This is a genomic window from Bacillus sp. MD-5 (assembly GCF_002201875.1).
GTDB lineage: Bacteria > Bacillota > Bacilli > Bacillales > Bacillaceae > Bacillus > Bacillus stercoris.
This window is the reverse complement of the sequence record NZ_CP021911.1, coordinates 2829616-2850609: the sequence shown is the minus strand read 5'-3', so window position 1 is coordinate 2850609 and position 20994 is coordinate 2829616. Positions and strand designations below refer to the sequence as shown.

The window sequence follows — 20994 nt, the reverse complement described above, 5'->3', positions numbered from 1 at the left end:
GTATCGAAGGAAAAGCCCAGCATTCCTTTTTATAATGAGATTATCCAATATAAAGGAGACTGCGTAAATGATGATTTTAGAAGCGAATAAAATTCGAAAAAGTTATGGAAACAAGCTGAATAAACAGGAAGTGCTGAAGGGCATTGATCTTCACGTTGAAAAGGGCGAATTCGTCAGTATTATGGGTGCTTCCGGGTCAGGAAAAACCACTTTGCTTAATGTACTGTCCTCAATCGATCAGGTCAGTCACGGAACCATTCATATTAATGGTAATGACATGACGGCTATGAAGGAAAAGCAGCTGGCTGAATTCAGAAAACAGCATTTAGGCTTTATCTTTCAGGATTACAATTTGTTAGACACATTGACAGTGAAAGAAAATATCCTTCTGCCATTATCAATCACGAAACTGTCAAAAAAGGAAGCCAATCGTAAGTTTGAGGAAGTTGCAAAGGAACTGGGAATATATGAATTGCGGGATAAGTACCCGAATGAAATTTCCGGCGGCCAGAAGCAGAGAACATCCGCCGGGAGAGCGTTTATTCATGACCCGAGCATTATTTTTGCTGATGAACCGACGGGTGCGCTCGATTCGAAATCGGCCTCCGATTTATTAAACAAGCTGAGTCAGCTCAACCAAAAACGCCACGCCACGATTATTATGGTCACCCATGATCCTGTCGCGGCCAGCTACTGCGGCAGAGTCATTTTTATTAAGGACGGGCAAATGTATACACAGCTGAATAAAGGGGGCCAAGACAGGCAAACGTTTTTCCAGGATATTATGAAAACGCAAGGCGTGTTAGGCGGGGTGCAGCATGAACATTAATCAGCTCATCCTGCGAAATTTGAAAAAGAATCTCCGGAATTACTATTTGTATGTGTTTGCGCTCATCTTTAGTGTGGCGCTTTATTTCGCCTTTGTCACGCTGCAGTATGATCCAGCAATTAACGAAGTGAAGGGTTCAATCAAGGGAGCCGCGGCTATTAAAACCGCTTCGATTTTGCTTGTGGCTGTAGTGGCGATCTTCATTTTATATGCCAATACGATTTTTATTAAGAGACGGAGTAAAGAAATCGGGCTGTTTCAATTAATTGGAATGACAAAGCATAAAATTTTTCGCATCTTAAGCGCAGAAAATGTCATGCTGTATTTCGGTTCATTAGCGATCGGGGTCGCGGCCGGGTTTTCAATATCGAAGCTGGTCTTGATGATTCTGTTCAAAATTGTCGATGTCAAAGCGGATGCGAAGCTGCATTTTTCTGAGCAGGCCTTGGTCCAAACGGTCATTGTGTTCTGCGGCATTTACCTTTTGATTATGATCATGAATTATACGTTTATCAAAAAACAGAGTATTTTATCTTTGTTTAAAGTAACGTCCTCCACTGAAGACAAAGTGAAGAAAATATCATTTTTCCAAATGATAATCGGCGCTTTAGGCATCGTGCTGATTTTGACAGGATACTATGTGTCTTCTGAGCTGTTTGGCGGAAAATTCAAGACCATTAATGAACTGTTTGGTGCGATGAGCTTTATTCTGGGGAGCGTCATTATCGGGACGTTTTTGTTTTATAAAGGTTCGGTTACATTTATCTCGAACATCATTCGAAAAAGCAAGGGCGGCTACTTAAATATTTCTGAGGTCCTGTCACTGTCATCGATCATGTTCAGAATGAAATCGAACGCGTTGCTGCTGACGATTATTACAACCGTTTCAGCGCTCGCGATCGGGCTGTTATCTCTTGCTTACATCTCGTATTACTCGTCAGAAAAGACCGCTGAACAAAATGTAGCGGCTGATTTTTCATTCATGAACGAGAAAGATGCCAAGTTATTTGAAAACAGTTTGAGTGAAAGCAACATCTCGTTTGTAAAAAAAGTCACCCCTGTCCTGCAAGCAAATGTTGACATTGCAAATATCATGGATGGAACTCCGAAAGAGATGCAGGGTGATCCTAGCAACATGCAGCTTGCTGTTGTTAGCGACAAAGATGTAAAAGGAGTCGATGTGGCGTCTGGAGAAGCCGTTTTCTCAGGATACACCGACTTGCTGAAAAAAATAATGGTTTTCAAGGACTCTGGTGTTATTAAAGTGAAAAGCAAGCATGAGACGGAACCATTAAAATATAAAGGATTAAGAGAAGAGTTTCTTGTGTCCTACACGTTTACAAGCGGGGGCATGCCTGCCGTCATTGTGGATGACAGCCTGTTTCAACAGCTGGATAAGGATAAAGACCCCCGCATTCAGCTGGCGCAATCTAGATTTATTGGCATCAATGTGAAACATAAAGATCAAATGGAAAAAGCGAATGAACTTTTTCAACAGGTAAACAAGAAAAACGAGCATTTATCAAGACTGGATACAAGCATTGCGCAAAAATCACTGTTTGGTATCGTGATGTTCATCGTTGGTTTCTTAGGGTTAACGTTCCTGATCACATCAGGATGTATCCTTTATTTTAAACAAATGGGAGAAAGTGAAGATGAAAAACCGAGCTATACAATTTTAAGAAAACTCGGCTTTACGCAAGGCGACCTGATAAAGGGGATACGCATTAAACAAATGTACAACTTCGGCATTCCGCTGGTTGTCGGCCTCTTCCACAGTTACTTTGCCGTCCAATCCGGCTGGTTCTTATTTGGATCAGAGGTGTGGACGCCTATGATTATGGTGATGGTATTATATACTGCGCTTTATTCCATTTTTGGTTTTCTGTCAGTTCTTTATTATAAGAAGGTCATTAAATCGTCGTTGTGAAACAGAAAAAGCTCCAGACATTCTGGAGCTTTTTGTTTATCGTTTTGGCGCCCGGTAACCGGCGGCTTTAGCCTCTTCAACTGAGCAAAACATTTCCGCCGGATCGGTTGTCCGGTCATAGTATGTACTGCCTGGCGTGTGGTAGATGCCGTTTTTGCTTCCTTTAATATTACAGCCTTCTGCTTTGTCAGCTGTTTTGGTTTCATCACTTTTATTCGTATTGCTTGAAGAACCTCCAGCGTCTTCATGAGAACTGGCAGTTTGGCTATTTGCCTCTTTTAATTGCTTTTCAAGCTTTGTTTTATCTTGTCGGAGTGTTTCATTTTCAGCCTTTACCGTTTTTGTATCTTCTTTGAGCTGCTTTTGATTTTCTTGAAGCTCTTTCAACTCAGTTTTTAATGATTTCTGAGTCTTTTTTAGTTCGCGATTTTCTGTTTCAAGCTTCTCAAGCTTGTCTTGATCTTCTGTATTGTCTTTTAATTTCTTTGCTTCAGAGCTGACAGATTTATATTCTTTTTCAAGTTCCTCATGCTCTTTTGTGAGACTTTTATATTCGGCGTTTAGCGCTGAATATTTTTTCTCAGCATTTGCTGCGGCAGCATCAGGTTCTGACAAGCCTGCCCCGGTGAAGAGCAGCACCAGGCCCCCTATCAAAAGCGGCCAAAAAAGTTTTTTAGAGAAACGTTTTTCTTTTTTTAAAACATATCTGGCGAGGTGATACAATCCGTAGCTAAGCGAAATGAGACATGCAAGAAAACCTAAGAATGCTAATACCATTTCCATATTATTACCCCTTTTTCTATTTATTTTACATTTTTCGAACCATATTTGTTAGATTTTTTCACGCTCATCAGTTGAAAAATGTGAGATAGACAGATAGAATGAATGTGCTATGATAACTGGATTCATACGGAGCCGTTTTAGGTTTCGTTTTTTTCATGAGCTTTTTTAGGGAAGAAAGGGGGATGAGTATGCCGCGTGCTCTTAAAATATTAGTTATTGGAATGTTTATCAATGTGACGGGTGCTTCTTTTTTATGGCCGCTGAATACGATTTATATCCATAACCATTTGGGAAAATCGTTAACAGTAGCCGGACTTGTCCTGATGCTGAATTCCGGCGCCAGTGTAGCTGGAAATTTATGCGGCGGTTTTTTGTTTGATAAAATTGGCGGCTTTAAATCGATTATGCTTGGGATTGCGATTACGTTAGCAAGCCTGATGGGCCTTGTCTTTTTTCATGATTGGCCGGCCTATATTGTGCTGCTGACGATTGTGGGCTTTGGCTCCGGTGTTGTTTTTCCGGCTAGCTACGCAATGGCAGGATCGGTATGGCCTGAAGGGGGAAGGAAGGCATTTAATGCGATATACGTCGCGCAAAACGCAGGTGTGGCCGTCGGTTCAGCGCTTGGCGGTGCCGTTGCATCTTTCTCGTTTTCATATGTATTTTTGGCGAATGCCGTATTGTATCTGGTCTTTTTCTTTATCGTATATTTCGGATTTCGAAATATTCAGACGGGAGATGCGTCCCAAACATCTGTGCTTGATTATGATGCTGTGAACAGCAAAGCAAAATTTGCCGCGCTCATCATTTTAAGCGGAGGCTATGTACTCGGATGGCTGGCTTATTCTCAGTGGTCCACCACAATTGCTTCGTACACACAAAGCATTGGAATCTCTCTTTCCTTATACAGTGTGCTCTGGACGGTTAACGGAATTCTCATTGTGCTTGGCCAGCCGCTTGTCGGTTTTGTGGTGAAAAAATGGGCCGAGTCGCTAAAAGCGCAAATGGTCATCGGCTTTATCATTTTTATTGTGTCTTTCAGCATGTTGCTGACAGCAAAGCAATTTCCAATGTTTCTGGCCGCGATGGTGATCCTGACGATCGGAGAAATGCTTGTATGGCCTGCAGTGCCGACGATTGCCAATCAGCTTGCCCCTAAAGGGAAAGAAGGCTTTTATCAAGGCTTTGTCAACAGTGCGGCGACAGGCGGCAGAATGATTGGCCCTCTGTTCGGAGGAGTGCTTGTCGACCATTACGGCATTAAGGCTCTTGTTTTATCTCTGTTGGTATTGCTGCTGATCAGTATTACCACAACGCTTTTATATGACAAACGGTTAAAATCAGCTAAAGAAACAAAAAAGCATGCATCAATCTCTTCATAAATAAAAGATCCCGCCGGATGAGCGGGATCTTTTTACATAATCGGAAGCACTTTAACGGCATCCTTTACATTTGAATATGTTTTTAGCGACGAAAAATTGGCATCCAGTTTATTCATTTTCATGGCCAATTCAGGCTTAATGCCGGTAATGATTAATTCGGTTCCGGTCAATTTCAGCAAATGGCTCAGCTTAAAAATTTGGTCGGCCGTTTGTTCGTTCACTTGGGCCAATCCAGATAAATCAATGATCAAATAATCATCTTTGGATGTTGATAAGATATTCGTCAATGTGCAAACGATGGAATTAAATCGCTCCTCTGTCAGGTTTCCGACTAGCGGAAGAGCCGAAATGCCATTGCGAATCGGGACAATAGGAGTTGAAAGTGCAGTAATTTCTGTGAGGGAATCCTCGAGAAGTTTTTCATACTCTTTTTGCTCGGTGATATCTTTCTGAATTCCGACAAAATACGTTTTGTCCTCTATTTCCATTGGATCAATATTTAATTCATTCCAGAACATCGTTCCGTCTTTTTTATAGTTTTGGATCTGAACGGTGACTGGCTCTTTATTTTGTAAAGCGGTTCTGATGTTGTCTACTTCAGCGGGGTTTGTGTGTTTCCCCTGTAAGAAGCGGCAGTTCTTTCCTAAAATTTCCTCGGCCTCATAGCCGGTGATTTGAACAAAGCCTTGATTGACGTAGACAATAGGATTATCTTCAAGTGCGGGATCTGTAATTACCACACCGACTCGCGCGTGATCAAGCGCTTTTTTGATGATTTCCAGCTGTTCTGGTATCCCAAATGATTGAAAACTAGCCATATAAATCCCCCTTAGGCCGTCAGCTTGCTATGCGAAAGCCTGATATTCCCCTTTTTTAAAATGAATTCTACAGTAACCCTAGCACAACACATGTTCTGATTCAAGCAAGCGCAGTTTGTTGTTTGTCATTAGGGCTTGTCCTCGTATACACTAAAAATAAGAACAGAATATGAACATATGAACGGAAAGGTTTTGACATGCTAAATAGGTAACTAGGTCAATGTCACTGGGTGAAAAATGAATCCAATGCATCAAGCTTACCGATCATGTGTTCACATATAATGGAAGAAACAAGCTTTTTTCAGATTTGCCGGTATGTAGATATCGAAAATCATCGGAATCGTTTAAGGGGGCTGGATGGCCTGAAGTCGCTTTACGAAATAAGGGCTTTAGGAAGGTGATGATGAAGATGCTGCATCAGGTACTTATTGCTTGTGTAATTGGAGGAATCATGGGGATTCTCGGTCACGTTAAAAAGAGAGGCAGGCTGGAGAAGCCCAGAATGACGAAGCGGTTTATCTACCTTGGATTTTTGGAAGATTGGTTTATCGGAATGACAGCTTCCATTTTACTCGTACTATCCGCTGACCCCGATTCAGGAATTCAACTTGTCATCTTATCCATTATCTCAGGCTACGGCGGTGAAGCTGTGCTCAGAAGTTTTGACTTTGTGAGAGAAATGAACAGCGGCGGCGAACCGGCCGAGTCCAAACGTCAAACCAAAACTCCACCCGAATAATTGTCCTCAATCTTCGCCCGTTCAGGGTACATTCCCATTGTATACAAACCTGCTTGCACTTATGAACAGAATTCTATAAAATACAGTTAGATTACGGTTGCGATAAGAACAATGAAGAGGAGCAGTAAGAAACAGATATTGTTGCAGAGAGTTGACGGCTGGTGAAAGTCAATCAAGTTTGTTTCCGAACTCACCTCAGAGTTGCAGCGGTGAAAAGCCGCTGACGCATAACTGCGTTAAAAGTATCAAGTGAGTGCGGTGTATGCCGCGCTAACGAGGGTGGTACCGCGGGAAAACGAAAGTCTCTCGTCCCTTTTAGGGATGAGGGAGTTTTTTTTAGTTTGGGAATATTCTGAATATAATCCTCTCCTTCCCGTCAATACTTGAACCATACACGCCGTATTCAATCAGAAGGAGGTTTTTACTTTGAGTTTTCAGCACAAAGAGATAGAAAAGAAATGGCAAACATATTGGCTTGAAAACAAAACATTTGCCACTCTTGATAATAATGAAAAACAAAAATTTTATGCGCTGGACATGTTCCCTTATCCGTCTGGAGCTGGGTTGCACGTCGGCCATCCTGAAGGATACACAGCAACGGATATTCTGTCCCGCATGAAGCGCATGCAGGGCTACGATGTCCTTCATCCAATGGGCTGGGACGCATTCGGCCTGCCGGCTGAACAATACGCGCTTGACACAGGGAACGACCCCGCTGTGTTTACGAAGCAGAATATTGATAATTTCCGCCGCCAAATTCAAGCGCTTGGCTTCTCATATGATTGGGATCGTGAAATCAATACGACTGACCCTGAATACTACAAATGGACGCAATGGATTTTCTTAAAGCTTTATGAAAAAGGCCTTGCTTACGTTGACGAAGTGCCTGTAAACTGGTGCCCTGCACTCGGTACGGTTCTTGCCAACGAAGAAGTCATTGACGGCAAGAGCGAACGCGGCGGCCATCCGGTAGAGAGACGCCCAATGAAGCAGTGGATGCTGAAAATCACAGCCTATGCGGACAGGCTCCTTGAAGACTTGGAAGAGCTCGATTGGCCGGAAAGCATTAAAGATATGCAGCGCAACTGGATCGGCCGTTCGGAAGGCGCTCACGTTCATTTTGCTATAGATGGACATGATGAATCCTTTACGGTGTTTACAACAAGACCAGATACACTGTTTGGCGCTACATACACTGTCCTTGCTCCGGAACACGCATTGGTGGAAAACATCACAACGGCTGAGCAAAAAGAAGCTGTTGAAGCTTATATCAAAGAAATTCAATCAAAGAGTGACCTTGAGCGTACGGATCTTGCAAAAACAAAGACAGGCGTATTCACAGGAGCGTATGCAATCAATCCTGTAAACGGAGAAAAACTGCCGATTTGGATTGCGGATTATGTGCTTGCATCATACGGAACAGGTGCTGTCATGGCTGTTCCTGGTCACGATGAGCGTGATTTTGAATTCGCCAACACATTCGGCCTTCCGGTGAAGGAAGTCGTAAAAGGCGGGAACATTGAGGAAGCAGCCTACACTGGCGACGGCGAGCATGTGAACTCTGATTTCCTGAACGGCCTTAACAAACAGGAAGCGATTGAGAAAATGATCGCTTGGCTGGAAGAAACGAAAAACGGCGAGAAGAAAGTGACGTACCGCCTTCGTGACTGGCTCTTCAGCCGCCAGCGTTATTGGGGCGAGCCGATTCCGGTCATTCACTGGGAAGACGGAACGTCAACAGCTGTCCCGGAAGAGGAGCTGCCGCTGATTTTGCCGAAAACGGATGAAATCAAACCGAGCGGAACGGGCGAATCACCGCTTGCGATCATTAAAGAGTGGGTGGAAGTCACAGACCCTGAGACAGGGAAAAAAGGAAGAAGAGAAACGAATACAATGCCGCAATGGGCGGGAAGCTGCTGGTATTTCTTGCGCTATATTGATCCGCACAATCCGGATCAGCTGGCATCACCAGAAAAATTGGAAAAATGGCTTCCGGTCGATATGTATATCGGTGGTGCAGAACATGCCGTGCTTCACCTTCTGTATGCACGCTTCTGGCATAAGTTCCTTTATGATATCGGCGTAGTGCCGACGAAAGAACCGTTCCAAAAGCTGTACAACCAAGGAATGATTCTCGGCGAAAACAACGAAAAAATGAGTAAATCTAAAGGGAACGTTGTCAATCCTGACGAAATCGTGGCCTCTCACGGTGCTGATACACTGAGATTGTACGAAATGTTCATGGGACCTCTTGATGCTTCAATCGCCTGGTCTGAATCAGGATTAGACGGCGCGCGCCGTTTCCTTGACCGTGTATGGCGCCTATTCGTTGAAGACAGCGGTGAGCTTAATAGCAAAATCGTTGAAGGCGCTGGTGAAACATTGGAGCGCGTGTATCATGAAACAGTCATGAAAGTCACAGACCATTATGAAGGCCTTCGTTTCAACACGGGTATTTCCCAGTTGATGGTCTTTATTAATGAAGCGTATAAAGCAACAGAACTGCCGAAAGAATATATGGAAGGCTTCGTGAAGCTACTTTCTCCTGTCGCGCCACACTTAGCGGAAGAGCTTTGGGAGAAGCTTGGCCATTCCGGCACAATTGCCTACGAAGCTTGGCCTGTATATGATGAAACAAAACTTGTGGATGATGAAGTTGAAATCGTTGTTCAGCTGAACGGAAAAGTAAAAGCGAAATTACAGGTTCCTGCCGATGCAACGAGAGAACAGCTGGAACAGCTTGCTCAAGCTGATGAAAAGGTCAAAGAGCAGCTTGAAGGCAAAACGATTCGGAAAATCATCGCGGTGCCTGGCAAGCTTGTCAATATTGTGGCAAACTAAGCCTAGAAAAAATCCCCTTTGCCAAAAGGGGATTTTTTTCATCAGTCTCAGAATAGCAATCGTTCAGCTGACTTTGATATACTGAACATGATCACTGTGAATAGGAGTGTTTTCTTTGGAAATAAAAGAAATCAGCACAGCCGCTTTGAAAGAAAAAATTGAGGCGGACGAAGAATTATATTTAATTGATGTCAGAGAAGATGAAGAGGTAGCGGAAGGCATGATTCCGCAAGCCGTTCATATTCGCATGGGGGATATTCCTGAAAAAATGGACACCCTTGATAAAGACAAAGAATACGTATTTATCTGCCGCTCAGGAATGCGCAGCATGAACGTCTGCAAGTACCTGGATGAGCAAGGCTTTAAAACAGTCAATGTTGAAGGCGGCATGATGGCCTGGGAAGGCGAAACAAAACCAAAAAACTAGGGGAGAGCGATCCCCTAGTTTTTATTTGTATTCCGGAAGCCAATCGCCGTGTGCTGCAAATAAATCGTCACACATGGAAATGATGTCCTTCATGGAAAGCTCCGCGCTTGTATGCGGATCAAGCATTGCAGCTTGGTAAACCGCTTCTTTTTTCCGTGTGACAGCCGCTTCGATTGTCATCAGCTGTGTATTAATATTCGTCCGGTTTAAGGCTGCAAGCTGCTCAGGCAGTTCTCCGGCGAAGCACGGTGTAATTTTTTTTCTGTCGGCGACGCATGTCACTTCAACAACCGCTTTTGAAGGAAGGTTGGTGATCAGTCCTGTGTTTAAGACGTTTCCTCCGAAGGTGAATGGCTCGTTTGTTTCCATTGCTTCTATAATTCTAGAACCATATTCCTTTGAGCGTTCGTGCGTAAGGTTTTTATTGTTGACGATGTCATCCCGCATTTTCTCCCAACTTTCAATCTGCTTGACGCACCTTCTCGGATATTCGTCGAGCGGGATTTGCAGCTCGCTGATCAGTTCAGGGTAATTCCGTTTAATAAAGTACGGGTGATACTCTGCGTTGTGTTCGGATGATTCTGTGACATAATAGCCGAACTTATCCATTAATTCAAACCGCACCATATCATGATGCTTTGTTTTTTGTTTTTCTTTCGCTCTCCTTTTGATTTCTGGATACAAATCCGCGCCGTCTTTTTTGACTTCCAAAAGCCAAGCCATATGATTGATGCCCGCAATGCGCTCCTCAATTCCGTCATGCTCCATTCCGAGAGCTTTACATAAATCCTTTGTGCATACTTGAACACTGTGGCAGAGCCCGATTGTTTTGATATTGGTATAGCGGAGCATGGCGCCTGTAAGAGAAGCCATAGGATTTGTATAGTTTAAAAACCACGCATCCGGGCACATTTCTTCCATATCTTTAGCGATATCAAATAAGACCGGGATGGTTCTGAGTGATCTGAAGATCCCGCCGATGCCGACTGTATCGGCGATCGTCTGGCGCAGCCCATACCGTTTAGGAATCTCGAAATCAATGACTGTGCTTGGTTTGTAACCTCCAACCTGAATCGCATTGATGACATAGCCTGCGTTTTGCAAGGCAAGTTTTCTGTCATCATAGCTGTTGATCGCCACACTCGGGTTATAGCGGTCTCTTAGATTTTCGAGCATGAGCTGGGATTCCTGCAGGCGTTTGGGATCAATGTCGTAAAGCGCGAACTCAAATCCGTTCAGTGCCTCTGTTAACAGGCAGTCTCCCAAAACATTTTTGGCGAAAATCGTGCTTCCTGCGCCGATAAATGTAATCTTTTTCATAATGCTTCCTCCTTTAGTGTTAACCCTTTACCGCTCCGGAAGACAGGCCGGCAATAAAGTATTTTTGCAGCGCCAAAAACAGAACAACCATTGGCAGCATTGCCATAAGCGCCGCTGCGGCAACTAAATGCAGGTTGTTGGCGTTTTCTCCGAAAAAACCTGCCATGGCTACTGTTAATGTCTGAACCTTTTGATCTTGTAAAAAGAAAATGGCAAATTGATAGTCGTTCCATATAAAAACACAAGAAATAATACAGATGGTTGCAGTGATCGGCTTCAGCAGAGGAAACACAATCGTAAAAAAGATTTTCAGCATCCCTGCGCCGTCAATTCTTGCGGCTTCTTCAAGCTCTTTTGGAATGGTCGATCGGATAAAGCCCGAATACAAGAATACGGTTAACGGCATGTAAGCCGCTGTATTGATCAAAATGGCGATGGCGTGTGTATTGACCATTCCGGCGTCCACGACCATTCGGTACAAAGGGACCATGGATGTTAACGGAGGGATGATCATAATGGAAATCAGCAAGGCAAAAACGGCTTTATTCAGTTTTGTTTCCCGCCGGGCAAGCGGGTAGGCGGCAAGTGAGCCGAATATAATTAATAACAAGGCAGAAAAACCTGTGATGATCATGGTGTTCATAAAAGAGTTTTCTAGCGAAGCACGCTCCCACGCCTCTGAAAAATTGTGAAAGGAGATGTCGGCTGGAAATATCCATTTCGAACTGTAGTCTCCTTTTGCTTTCAATGAAGTAGTCAGCAGAATATAAAAGGGAATAAAATGCGCACAGGCTACAATGGCGGCAAGAAGCGTAATGATCCGTGTGTTTTTTGAACGGGCGGCTCTCATGACATTTCCGTCTCCTTTCTTTTAAAGTACGCAAGCGCGCAAAAGCTGATGATCAAAATGACAAATGCCATAAATATGCCTTGTGTTGCAGCATAGCCGGCATCCTGTCGCTTGAAATACAAATCATACATAAACGTGGACATGGATTGTGACGCATTTCCGGGACCGCCCGCGGTGAGCGCAATGATGACGTCGAACAGCTTTAAGCCTCCGATAATGTTAATGACCATATTAATGGTAATGGAGGGCATTAACAGCGGCAGCGTGATGGTGAAAAACTGCTGGCCTTTTTTCGCGCCATCCATTTGTGCTGCTTCATAGTAATCTTTCGGAATGCTTTGCAGCCCGGCTAAGTAGACAACCATAGCGATCCCGACATATTGATAGGTGTTAATCATGACAATAATCCATGGATTGAGCGATGGACTGGCGAGCGCATTAATAGGGCTGATGCCGAAGACACCGAGCAAATCGTTGAGCGCGCCTCCGTTATAGGAGAAGAAAAAGTACCAAATGTAGCCCATAATGAGCGGGCTGATCATCACCGGCAAATAGACAATTGTTCTTGTTAGCGCTTTCGTTTTAATGCTTTGATTCAAGAGGAGAGCGTACAGAAGCCCGACCACATTTTGAAAAAAAGTGCTGCCAAGCCCATAAAGCAGGGTGTTTTTTAAGATGTGCCACGTGTCAGGGTCAGAAAACAGCCTTTCATATTGCGCGAATCCTACCCATTGGTAGACTTGTGAAAAGCCGTTCCAGTTTGTAAAGGTAATCAATGTGCCTTTCACAAACGGGTAAATCATAAAGACCAGAACGGAGAGCAAAGCAGGAATGTACATCCACCAAAGTGAGGACTGCTTTTTTGGCTTAACCTGTTTCACATGAACGTCCCTTGCGATCTCACTCATTGTTTTCAGCCCCCTGTGTTTCCGATTGCTCCCGGAGTCGTTTATATTCTCTTCCCAGCTTCTTCGAAATGTCTTGAGGCTCCAAAATGTCAGCCGTAAGCTCCTGTCCGACCGTGCCCAGGACATCCCACATTCCGTTTGGCAAGTATAAACGGTCGAAGTAAGGCTCAACTTTGACATTTTGATAATGCTCATAATCATTTGCGTAGAAAATATCAGCTTTCACATTGGTCAGCCCTGAAGGAAGCGATGTGGCCTCAGCCATTTGTTTGGCATTGGCCGGGCGGGCCATAAATGTGATAAATTCTTTTGCCTCTTCTAAGTGAGGCGAATCTTTCCATGCTGCAAGCGTGTAGCGTTCACCGCCAATCCATATTGGGTCATCACCGGGATGTATGGCAGGTGTCGGGATAATGCCGACCTTGACGTTCGGATTGATCTGGGCAACGTCTTGGCCGAGTGTGCCGCCTTGCATTGTAAAGGCGATTTTGTTTTGGGCCATTAATTCAATAAGCTGTGATTTTTTTGCCGTGACGGCGTCGATGTTTATCAATTTTTCTTTCTGCATTTGTTTGAGGATTTCTGATAAATAAGTGAATTTACTCCATTGAAAAGTGCCGTTGATGAGCTGTTTTTTTTCATTATGGGCAGGGTCTGTGATGAGAAGAGGTGTAGCGAATTGGTCGTAATATTGAGCGAATGAGCTTTTGTCATAGCCGGCAAACCAGAAGGGCACAATCTTTCCCTTACTCTTTTCTTTAATCGTTCTCAGCGCTTTGATAAAGTCATCCATGGTTTCCGGCGGGGCAATGCCATAACGGTCTAAAATATTACGGTTATACGCCAGCCCGTCTTTTGCCTGATTGATCGGATAGGCATACACCTTTCCGCTTTTATTTTTGAGGATGCTGTTTAAATTGGGATCGAGATCTTGAGTCCATTCCATCTTCCGGAGATCCGCTGTATATTCTCCGTACCTGATTTTCCCCCAGCCATGTGTATCGAATAGATCAGGCAAATCATTGGCCGCCATTCTGACACGCATGATATTTTCATAGTCATTGCCTGGGAAATGAAGGCTGACATGAATGTCACTGTGTTCCTTTTCGAATGCTGCCGCCAGTTTTCTGAACGTATCTCTTTCACTGTCGGTTGACATTGTGGAATAAATGGTTAACGTCTTTTTTGCGGTATCTGCTGAGCTTTTCTCTGCTGAGCATCCGGGCAGAATAAGCAGAATAAGAGAGAGAAATAAAACAAAAGTGTGTTTCATCTTTTCCTCCTTATCATCGTGATGAATATTTGCTTATGTCACCTCCTTAGCTGTACATCCGCAGCTTTGTCTTACGATTAATGTTGTGGGCAGGGTGACATGGTGGGGAAGGGTTCGTCCCTTAAGACGGTCAAGCAGCAGTTTTACGCCTGTCCGGCCCATTTCCTCTGTGTATACCTTCACCGTCGTTAAAGGCGTGCTGGCAAATTCAGCTTCCTCAATCCCGTTAAAGCTTACGATTGCAGTATCCCGCGGCACTTGCAGCCCGGCTTCCTGAAGCGCTTTTAATGCACCGATCGCCATGGAATCGCTGGCAATAAAGAATGCTTCAGGCAGATGGCCTTGAGCGATTGCTTTTTTCATCAGGCGATAGCCCTCACGCATGCTGTATTCTCCAATCAGCACATGCTCAGGCTGGGGGGCGGCTGACTCCAAAAAAGCGGTGAGGCGTTTGTCTTCAATGGTTCTGCGAATGCTTTGGCCGTCCTTGAGCGTATGCTCTTTTTCCTGTCCGCCAATGTAGCCTAACCGTTTGTAGCCTAAGTCGAAAAGGTGATCAATCGCCTGGCGTGAAGCCGATTCAAAATCGATGCTAATCGAATCGTATGTTTGCGGATCAGGAGAATGATTGATGAATACGGCATGTTCCAGCTTTCCGCTAATATGCTTAACCGCTTCATCATGAACACGGCCGATGACAATGACACCATCCAATTCCCGAAAGATATGTTCCTGAAAGGAGCCGAGATGAATCGAGTTTGTAATAAAAATTTCCTGTTCAAAGCATTCCTTTTCAATGCCTTTGCGAATGGAAGAAAAATAAGGGTCCTGCCTTTCCTGATCAGGGGACAGACAGCTCAGCACGCCGATCAGCGGCTGGGCCCGCGGTTTTTGCCCACGGGCTTTTCGGCGTTTGGCAACGGTTTGATAACCAAGCTCTTCAGCGATATTGATGACTCTTTGTCTCGTTTCGCCCGCAACAGAAAGCGACTCATCTTCATTTAAAATTCTGGAAACAGTTGCACTGGAAACATTAGCTTTCAAAGCGATATCTTTAATACGAACCATGGAAATCCCTCTCATCTATTTAGTAAAATATTAACTCACCTGTTTTTGATAAATTGATACTATCATATAAAAGTAAGCGGTTACAATGATTATTTTCGGAATATTTCGTTATATTTACTAAATATTTAGTAAAAGATGTGATTTGTTTTGGAAAAATAAAGGGGAACCCAGATCTGTCTCGTAAATGTGAAGTAAGCGAATAAGGAAGGGTGATGGGATGAGAGCTGAAAGAAGAGAGCAACTGTTTCGATTGCTTGGTGATTTGCCTGACCGGGGGCCAATAAGTGTTGAGACATTACGTATTGAAGAAAGAGGAGAAAATATCGTTGAAACGCTCCTGCTCGATTTAAATGGACTTGAAAAGGTGCCCGCTTATTTTGTGAAGCCGAGGATAACAGAAGGAGCTTGCCCAGCCGTATTGTTTCAGCATTCACATGGGGGCCGGTATGACAGGGGGAAAAGTGAACTGATTGAGGGAGCGGATTATTTGAAAACGCCTTCTTTTTCTGATGAGCTTACTTCTCTCGGATACGGCGTGCTTGCGATTGATCATTGGGGATTTGGAGATCGGCGGGGAAAAGCGGAAAGCGAGATTTTTAAAGAAATGCTTCTGACCGGAAAAGTGATGTGGGGGATGATGATTTATGACAGTTTAAGAGCGTTAGATTATATGCAGTCACGCTCTGATATTCAGCCTGACAGGATCGGTACCATCGGCATGTCTATGGGAGGGTTGATGGCGTGGTGGACAGCGGCGCTCGATGACCGGATTAAGGTGTGTGTTGATTTGTGCAGCCAGGTAGATCATCACGTGCTGATCAAAACACAGAATCTTGACAGGCACGGCTTTTATTATTACGTCCCATCGCTTGCAAAGCATTTTTCCGCATCGGAGATCCAAAGCCTGATCGCGCCGCGCCCGCACCTTAGTCTTGTTGGAATACACGATCGGTTAACGCCGGCCGAGGGCGTGGACAAAATCGAAAAAGAACTGGCAGATGTCTATGCTGGACAGGGAGCTTCTGATTGCTACCGGGTGGTCCGTTCTGCTTCAGGACATTTCGAAACAGCAGTCATGAGGCATAAAGCAGTCCGTTTTTTGCAAACATGGCTGTGACGGTTACAGGAAACAGGCGGAAAGGCGCAGAATTGAAGCGAGGGAAGTGGAACCAATGGAATGACAAGACATAATGGATTGGGCTTTCCGGCGGCATCTCAATCCATTCAGCTGGTATATTCGACCCCTTTTTTTATTAGTATTGGTTTATGCTGCGTATAAGCGCAGCTGGAAAGGAGTCATCGTCACTTTTGTATTGATGATGAGCAGTATGGTCTGGTTTCCGGAACCTGAGAAGATTGATCTGCAAATGAAAAAAGTGCTGGAATTCGAGCAAATGCTTTTAAGCAGTCCGGTCTCGGCTGTTTTAACAATTGCTTTCATGCTGGTTTTTCTCGGTTTTATTTTGGCTGCTTTCTGGAAGCGGTCACTTGTATTTGGTTTAATCCTATTGAATGTGACACTTGTTGGGAAGGTGGTCCTGTCCTTATTATTCACAGGTGAGAATGGTTGGGCACCGTTAGGCAATACGATTTTTGGGCTGATGATGGTCAATGGAATCGGCCTGTTCATCAAGTATCGAATTCAAAAAAAACGCAGAGGAATAGACATCTAAGGCTAGGACCGTTTTACTGTAAAACGGTCTTTTTTGCTCGTTTCAGGTCCGGCCCCACAATTCCTATATTGACAGAATCGTATGTGAATAATAATATTCTAATTGTTAACTTTAATTTATAAATGGTTAACATTTAGAATAGGATGTGATATACGTTCTTTAGTTATCAGTGAAAGGGCGAGGAAACATGCAAGAAGAAACATTTTATAGTGTCAGAATGAGAGCTTCTATGAATGGATCTCATGAAGACGGCGGAAAGCATATATCCGGCGGAGAACGGCTTATTCCTTTCCATGAGATGAAGCGTACAGTCAATGCCTTATTGGAAAAAGGGTTATCCCATTCAAGAGGAAAGCCTGATTTTATGCAAATTCAATTTGAAGAGGTTCATGAACCGATAAAAACCATTCAGCCATTGCCTGTTCATACGAATGAAGTGAGCTCCCCGGAAGAAGGACAAAAGCTCGCCCGATTGTTATTGGAAAAAGCAGGCGTTTCACGAGACGTGATTGACAAAGCATATGAACAAATGCCTGAATGGTCTGATGTCAGGGGAGCGGTGCTGTTTGATATTCACTCAGGCAGGCGAATGGATCAAACAAAAGAAAAAGGCGTGCGGGTCTCCAGGATGGACTGGCCGGACGCTAATTTTGAAAAATGGGCGCTTTACAGTCACGTGCCGGCACATTCAAGAATAAAAGAGGCCCTTGCGCTTGCTTCAAAGGTAAGCTGGCACCCGGCAGCCATTGCAGAATTATGCTGGTCAGATGATCCGGATTACATAACAGGCTATGTTGCGGGGAAAAAACTGGGCTATCAGCGTATTACAGCAATGAAAGAATATGGAGCTGAAGCGGGCTGCCGAGTCTTTTTTATTGATGGCTCCAAAGATGTAACCACATACATACATGATCTGGAGAAACAGCCTATTTTAATAGAGTGGGAGGAAGATTATGACTCATGATTTGATAGAAAAAAGTAAAAAACATCTCTGGCTGCCATTTACCCAAATGAAAGATTATGATGAAAACCCCTTAATCATCGAAAGCGGCAAGGGAATCAAAGTCAAAGACATAAACGGCAAGGAATACTATGACGGTTTTTCTTCAGTTTGGCTAAATGTCCACGGGCATCGTAAAAAGGAATTAGATGACGCCATAAAAAAGCAGCTCGGAAAAATCGCGCACTCCACGTTATTAGGCATGACCAACGTTCCTGCAACCCAGCTTGCTGAAGCATTAATCAACATCAGCCCAAAAAAGCTTACGCGGGTCTTTTATTCAGACAGCGGTGCAGAAGCGATGGAAATAGCCTTAAAAATGGCGTTTCAGTATTGGAAGAACATCGGGAAGCCCAAGAAACAAAAATTTATCGCCATGAAAAACGGGTATCACGGTGATACGATTGGCGCCGTCAGTGTCGGTTCAATTGAACTGTTCCACCACGTATACGGCCCGTTGATGTTCGAGAGTTACAAGGCTCCGATTCCTTATGTGTATCGCTCTGAAAGCGGTGATCCTGATGAGTGCCGTGATCAGTGCCTTCGAGAGCTTGAACAGCTGCTTAAGGAACATCACGAGGAAATTGCCGCGCTTTCCATTGAATCAATGGTACAAGGGGCTTCCGGTATGATCGTGATGCCGGAAGGATATTTGGCAGGGGTGCGAGAGCTGTGTACAACATACGATGTCTTAATGATCGTTGATGAAGTTGCTACAGGCTTTGGCCGTACAGGAAAAATGTTTGCGTGCGAGCACGAGAATGTCCAGCCTGATCTGATGGCTGCAGGTAAAGGCATTACAGGAGGCTATTTGCCAATTGCTGTTACGTTTGCCACGGAAGACATCTATAAGGCATTCTATGATGATTATGAAAACCTAAAAACCTTTTTCCATGGCCATTCCTATACAGGCAATCAGCTTGGATGTGCGGTTGCGCTTGAAAATCTGGCATTATTTGAATCTGAAAACATTGTGGAACAAGTAGCGAAAAAAAGTGAAAAGCTTCATTTCCTTCTTCAAGATCTGCTTGCTCTTCCTCACGTGGGAGATATTCGGCAGCTTGGCTTTATGTGCGGTGCAGAGCTTGTTCAGTCGAAGGATACCAAAGAGCCTTATCCGGCTGATCGGCGGGTTGGATACAAAGTTTCCTTAAAAATGCGAGAGCTGGGAATGCTGACAAGGCCGCTTGGGGACGTGATTGCATTTCTGCCTCCTCTCGCCAGTACAGTTGAGGATCTCGAGGAAATGGTTGCCATTATGAAACAAGCGATCCATGAGGTTACGAGCCTTGAAGATTGATTCATGGCTGAACGAGCGGTTAGACAGAATGAAGGAAGCCGGCGTACATCGTAACCTGCGGTCAATGGATGGAGCTCCGGTTCCGGAGAGGAACATTGATGGCAAGAATCAAACGGTCTGGTCCTCAAACAATTATTTAGGACTCGCAAGCGATAGACGTTTGATCGATGCAGCCCAAACAGCATTGCAGCAATTTGGGACAGGAAGCAGCGGCTCACGTTTAACGACGGGTAATTCGATCTGGCATGAAAAGCTAGAAAAGAAGATTGCCTGCTTTAAACGGACAGAAGCGGCGCTATTGTTTTCGAGCGGTTATTTGGCCAATGTCGGTGTCCTTTCATCTTTGCCAGAAAAGGAAGATGTCATTTTAAGTGACCAGCTCAATCATGCAAGTCTGATCGATGGCTGCCGACTTTCTAAGGCTGATACAGTTGTTTATCGGCATATTGATATGAATGATCTTGAAAACAAGCTGAATGAAACGCAGCGTTATCAGCGCCGTTTTATCGTAACAGACGGAGTATTCAGCATGGATGGCACGATTGCTCCTCTTGACCAGATCATCTCGCTTGCGAAACGCTATCATGCCTTCGTGGTCGTTGATGATGCCCACGCAACAGGAGTTTTGGGTGATTCAGGGCGAGGAACGAGTGAATATTTTGGTGTTTGTCCCGACATTGTCATCGGCACCTTAAGCAAGGCTGTTGGCGTGGAAGGAGGTTTTGCGGCAGGATCAGCGGTCTCCATCGACTTTTTTCTGAACCATGCCAGAACATTTATCTTTCAAACCGCTATTCCGCCAGCCAGCTGTGCGGCTGCTCACGAGGCTTTCAACATAATTGAAGCCAGCAGGGAAAAACGGCAGCTTTTATTTTCTTATATCAGCATGATCAGAACCAGTCTGAAGAATATGGGTTATGCCGTGAAAGGAGATCACACGCCGATTATTCCTGTGGTCATCGGCGATGCCCATAAAACGGTCATATTTTCTGAAAAGCTGCAGGGCAAGGGAATTTATGCTCCTGCCATTCGGCCGCCGACCGTTGCGCCAGGTGAAAGCCGGATTCGAATCACAATCACGTCGGATCACAGTACGGGTGATATTGATCATTTGCTGCAAACATTTCATTCAATCGGAAAGGAGCTGCACATCATTTGAGGGGTTTTTTTGTGACAGGAACAGATACAGAAGTGGGGAAAACGGTTATATCCAGCGGAATCGCCGCATTATTGCGAGAACATAACAAAGATGTTGGGGTGTATAAACCATTTTTAAGCGGTATATCACGCCATCATCCAGATAGTGATACAAGTCTGCTGAAAGACATGTCGCAGACCGGTCTCTCTCATGAAGACATTACGCCTTTTGCCTTCAAAGCGCCCCTTGCACCATACGTTGCAGGGAAACTCGAGGGAAAGACTGTCACCATGGAAGAGGTTTTAAGCCATTGGGAGCGGATTAAAGAAAAACATGAATGCTTCATCGTAGAAGGTGCGGGCGGTATTTCTGTGCCATTGGGAGAGGATTATTTGGTCAGTCATGTCATAAAAGCGTTACAGCTTCCCATGATTATTGTGGCGCGTCCAAACCTTGGAACCATTAATCATACCTTTTTAACTGTCAAATATGCAGAAAGCATGGGACTTCCAATCGCCGGAATTATCATCAATGGAATCAGTGATTCTCCCGATCAAGATGAAAAAACCAATCCTGAGATGATTGAACGCTTATGCGGTGTGCCGGTTTTAGGGATTACGCCAAAGCTTGCCAACGTGACGAAAGAAACGGTTCTACATATGGTAAAAGACCATATCAATCTATCATTACTGATGAATCAAGTGGGGGTATGAGA

The 20994-nt window shown here is 44.4% G+C and carries 19 protein-coding genes and 1 other annotated feature; of the genes, 12 read left to right on the top strand and 7 right to left on the bottom strand.

Going from position 1 to position 20994, the window contains the following annotated elements; genetic code table 11:
- The first annotated feature begins 67 nt into the window (after positions 1-67).
- Positions 68-829, top strand: coding sequence for a bacitracin ABC transporter ATP-binding protein BceA (gene bceA / locus CDO84_RS14380; protein WP_040082067.1), 762 nt, complete (start codon positions 68-70; stop codon positions 827-829).
- Complete coding sequence (bceB, locus tag CDO84_RS14375; RefSeq protein ID WP_040082068.1) at positions 819-2759, top strand: bacitracin ABC transporter permease BceB; 1941 nt, start codon at positions 819-821, stop codon at positions 2757-2759. The genes bceA and bceB overlap by 11 nt, the downstream gene beginning before the upstream one ends.
- A gap of 36 nt (positions 2760-2795) precedes the next feature.
- Here bceB and CDO84_RS14370 read toward each other — a convergent pair whose 3' ends face one another.
- On the bottom strand, positions 2796-3542 hold the full coding sequence (locus CDO84_RS14370) for an LMBR1 domain-containing protein (RefSeq protein WP_040082070.1): 747 nt from the start codon (positions 3540-3542) through the stop codon (positions 2796-2798).
- Between the two features lie 188 nt (positions 3543-3730).
- Here CDO84_RS14370 and CDO84_RS14365 point away from each other — a divergent pair, with 188 nt between their 5' ends.
- Positions 3731-4924, top strand: coding sequence for an MDR family MFS transporter (locus tag CDO84_RS14365; RefSeq protein ID WP_040082071.1), 1194 nt, complete (start codon positions 3731-3733; stop codon positions 4922-4924).
- A 32-nt stretch (positions 4925-4956) separates the two neighbouring features.
- Here the strand turns inward: CDO84_RS14365 and CDO84_RS14360 are convergent, their stop codons facing one another.
- A complete protein-coding gene (locus tag CDO84_RS14360) occupies positions 4957-5742 on the bottom strand; it encodes a YtvA family blue-light photoreceptor (RefSeq protein ID WP_014665061.1) in 786 nt (261 codons plus the stop codon).
- A 403-nt stretch (positions 5743-6145) separates the two neighbouring features.
- Here CDO84_RS14360 and CDO84_RS14355 point away from each other — a divergent pair, with 403 nt between their 5' ends.
- The 3 genes from CDO84_RS14355 to CDO84_RS14345 all read left to right on the top strand — a co-directional run bounded on the left by CDO84_RS14355 (position 6146) and on the right by CDO84_RS14345 (position 9749).
- Positions 6146-6481 carry a DUF4257 domain-containing protein gene (locus CDO84_RS14355; RefSeq protein WP_003223352.1) on the top strand — a complete coding sequence of 112 codons (336 nt, stop codon included), beginning with the start codon at positions 6146-6148 and terminating at the stop codon, positions 6479-6481.
- A gap of 102 nt (positions 6482-6583) precedes the next feature.
- Positions 6584-6798: a binding site (T-box leader), on the top strand.
- Positions 6799-6907: 109 nt separating this feature from the next.
- Positions 6908-9322, top strand: coding sequence for a leucine--tRNA ligase (leuS, locus tag CDO84_RS14350; protein WP_040082073.1), 2415 nt, complete (start codon positions 6908-6910; stop codon positions 9320-9322).
- Positions 9323-9437: 115 nt separating this feature from the next.
- Positions 9438-9749 (top strand): rhodanese-like domain-containing protein, encoded by a 312-nt coding sequence (locus CDO84_RS14345; protein WP_014665058.1) that lies wholly within the window; start codon positions 9438-9440, stop codon positions 9747-9749.
- Between the two features lie 21 nt (positions 9750-9770).
- Here CDO84_RS14345 and melA read toward each other — a convergent pair whose 3' ends face one another.
- Genes melA through CDO84_RS14320 form a run of 5 tightly spaced genes read right to left on the bottom strand, consistent with a single transcriptional unit; the run spans position 9771 to position 15168 of the window.
- A complete protein-coding gene (gene melA / locus CDO84_RS14340) occupies positions 9771-11069 on the bottom strand; it encodes an alpha-galactosidase MelA (protein ID WP_040082075.1) in 1299 nt (432 codons plus the stop codon).
- A gap of 19 nt (positions 11070-11088) precedes the next feature.
- The gene (locus CDO84_RS14335; protein WP_040082076.1) at positions 11089-11919 is read right to left on the bottom strand and encodes a carbohydrate ABC transporter permease; all 831 of its coding nucleotides are present in this window, start codon (positions 11917-11919) and stop codon (positions 11089-11091) included.
- Entirely contained in the window at positions 11916-12827 is a 912-nt protein-coding gene (locus CDO84_RS14330; RefSeq protein ID WP_040082078.1) for a carbohydrate ABC transporter permease, read from the bottom strand. Before CDO84_RS14330 ends, CDO84_RS14335 begins: the two co-directional genes overlap by 4 nt.
- Positions 12820-14100, bottom strand: a complete 1281-nt coding sequence (locus CDO84_RS14325; protein WP_040082079.1) for an ABC transporter substrate-binding protein — start codon at positions 14098-14100, stop codon at positions 12820-12822. Before CDO84_RS14325 ends, CDO84_RS14330 begins: the two co-directional genes overlap by 8 nt.
- Before the next feature lie 33 nt (positions 14101-14133).
- A complete protein-coding gene (locus tag CDO84_RS14320; protein WP_040082080.1) occupies positions 14134-15168 on the bottom strand; it encodes a LacI family DNA-binding transcriptional regulator in 1035 nt (344 codons plus the stop codon).
- A 217-nt stretch (positions 15169-15385) separates the two neighbouring features.
- On the opposite strand from CDO84_RS14320, the gene CDO84_RS14315 reads away from it, so the two are divergent.
- The 6 genes from CDO84_RS14315 (at position 15386) to bioD (ending at position 20992) form a co-directional block, all read left to right on the top strand.
- On the top strand, positions 15386-16285 hold the full coding sequence (locus tag CDO84_RS14315; RefSeq protein ID WP_040082081.1) for a dienelactone hydrolase family protein: 900 nt from the start codon (positions 15386-15388) through the stop codon (positions 16283-16285).
- Between the two features lie 73 nt (positions 16286-16358).
- Positions 16359-16841: a hypothetical protein gene (locus CDO84_RS14310; RefSeq protein WP_252400775.1), complete on the top strand. Its 483-nt coding sequence runs from the start codon at positions 16359-16361 to the stop codon at positions 16839-16841.
- 187 nt (positions 16842-17028) lie between these two features.
- Positions 17029-17805 (top strand): 6-carboxyhexanoate--CoA ligase, encoded by a 777-nt coding sequence (gene bioW, locus CDO84_RS14305; protein ID WP_040082082.1) that lies wholly within the window; start codon positions 17029-17031, stop codon positions 17803-17805.
- Entirely contained in the window at positions 17795-19141 is a 1347-nt protein-coding gene (gene bioA, locus CDO84_RS14300; RefSeq protein ID WP_040082083.1) for an adenosylmethionine--8-amino-7-oxononanoate transaminase, read from the top strand. Before bioW ends, bioA begins: the two co-directional genes overlap by 11 nt.
- Positions 19131-20300 carry an 8-amino-7-oxononanoate synthase gene (gene bioF / locus CDO84_RS14295; protein WP_040082084.1) on the top strand — a complete coding sequence of 390 codons (1170 nt, stop codon included), beginning with the start codon at positions 19131-19133 and terminating at the stop codon, positions 20298-20300. Before bioA ends, bioF begins: the two co-directional genes overlap by 11 nt.
- Positions 20297-20992: a dethiobiotin synthase gene (gene bioD, locus CDO84_RS14290; protein WP_040082086.1), complete on the top strand. Its 696-nt coding sequence runs from the start codon at positions 20297-20299 to the stop codon at positions 20990-20992. Before bioF ends, bioD begins: the two co-directional genes overlap by 4 nt.
- Positions 20993-20994: the final 2 nt, after the last annotated feature.

Coding starts and splice junctions, on each gene's coding strand:
- CDO84_RS14335 (WP_040082076.1), bottom strand. CDS start 11,919: ATGAGAGCCGCCCGTTCAAAAAACACACGGATCATTACGCTTCTTGCC.
- CDO84_RS14360 (WP_014665061.1), bottom strand. CDS start 5,742: ATGGCTAGTTTTCAATCATTTGGGATACCAGAACAGCTGGAAATCATC.
- CDO84_RS14315 (WP_040082081.1), top strand. CDS start 15,386: ATGAGAGCTGAAAGAAGAGAGCAACTGTTTCGATTGCTTGGTGATTTG.
- CDO84_RS14325 (WP_040082079.1), bottom strand. CDS start 14,100: ATGAAACACACTTTTGTTTTATTTCTCTCTCTTATTCTGCTTATTCTG.
- bceB (WP_040082068.1), top strand. CDS start 819: ATGAACATTAATCAGCTCATCCTGCGAAATTTGAAAAAGAATCTCCGG.
- CDO84_RS14355 (WP_003223352.1), top strand. CDS start 6,146: ATGAAGATGCTGCATCAGGTACTTATTGCTTGTGTAATTGGAGGAATC.
- bioW (WP_040082082.1), top strand. CDS start 17,029: ATGCAAGAAGAAACATTTTATAGTGTCAGAATGAGAGCTTCTATGAAT.
- bceA (WP_040082067.1), top strand. CDS start 68: ATGATGATTTTAGAAGCGAATAAAATTCGAAAAAGTTATGGAAACAAG.
- CDO84_RS14365 (WP_040082071.1), top strand. CDS start 3,731: ATGCCGCGTGCTCTTAAAATATTAGTTATTGGAATGTTTATCAATGTG.
- bioA (WP_040082083.1), top strand. CDS start 17,795: ATGACTCATGATTTGATAGAAAAAAGTAAAAAACATCTCTGGCTGCCA.
- CDO84_RS14320 (WP_040082080.1), bottom strand. CDS start 15,168: ATGGTTCGTATTAAAGATATCGCTTTGAAAGCTAATGTTTCCAGTGCA.
- melA (WP_040082075.1), bottom strand. CDS start 11,069: ATGAAAAAGATTACATTTATCGGCGCAGGAAGCACGATTTTCGCCAAA.
- CDO84_RS14330 (WP_040082078.1), bottom strand. CDS start 12,827: ATGAGTGAGATCGCAAGGGACGTTCATGTGAAACAGGTTAAGCCAAAA.
- CDO84_RS14370 (WP_040082070.1), bottom strand. CDS start 3,542: ATGGAAATGGTATTAGCATTCTTAGGTTTTCTTGCATGTCTCATTTCG.
- CDO84_RS14310 (WP_252400775.1), top strand. CDS start 16,359: ATGGATTGGGCTTTCCGGCGGCATCTCAATCCATTCAGCTGGTATATT.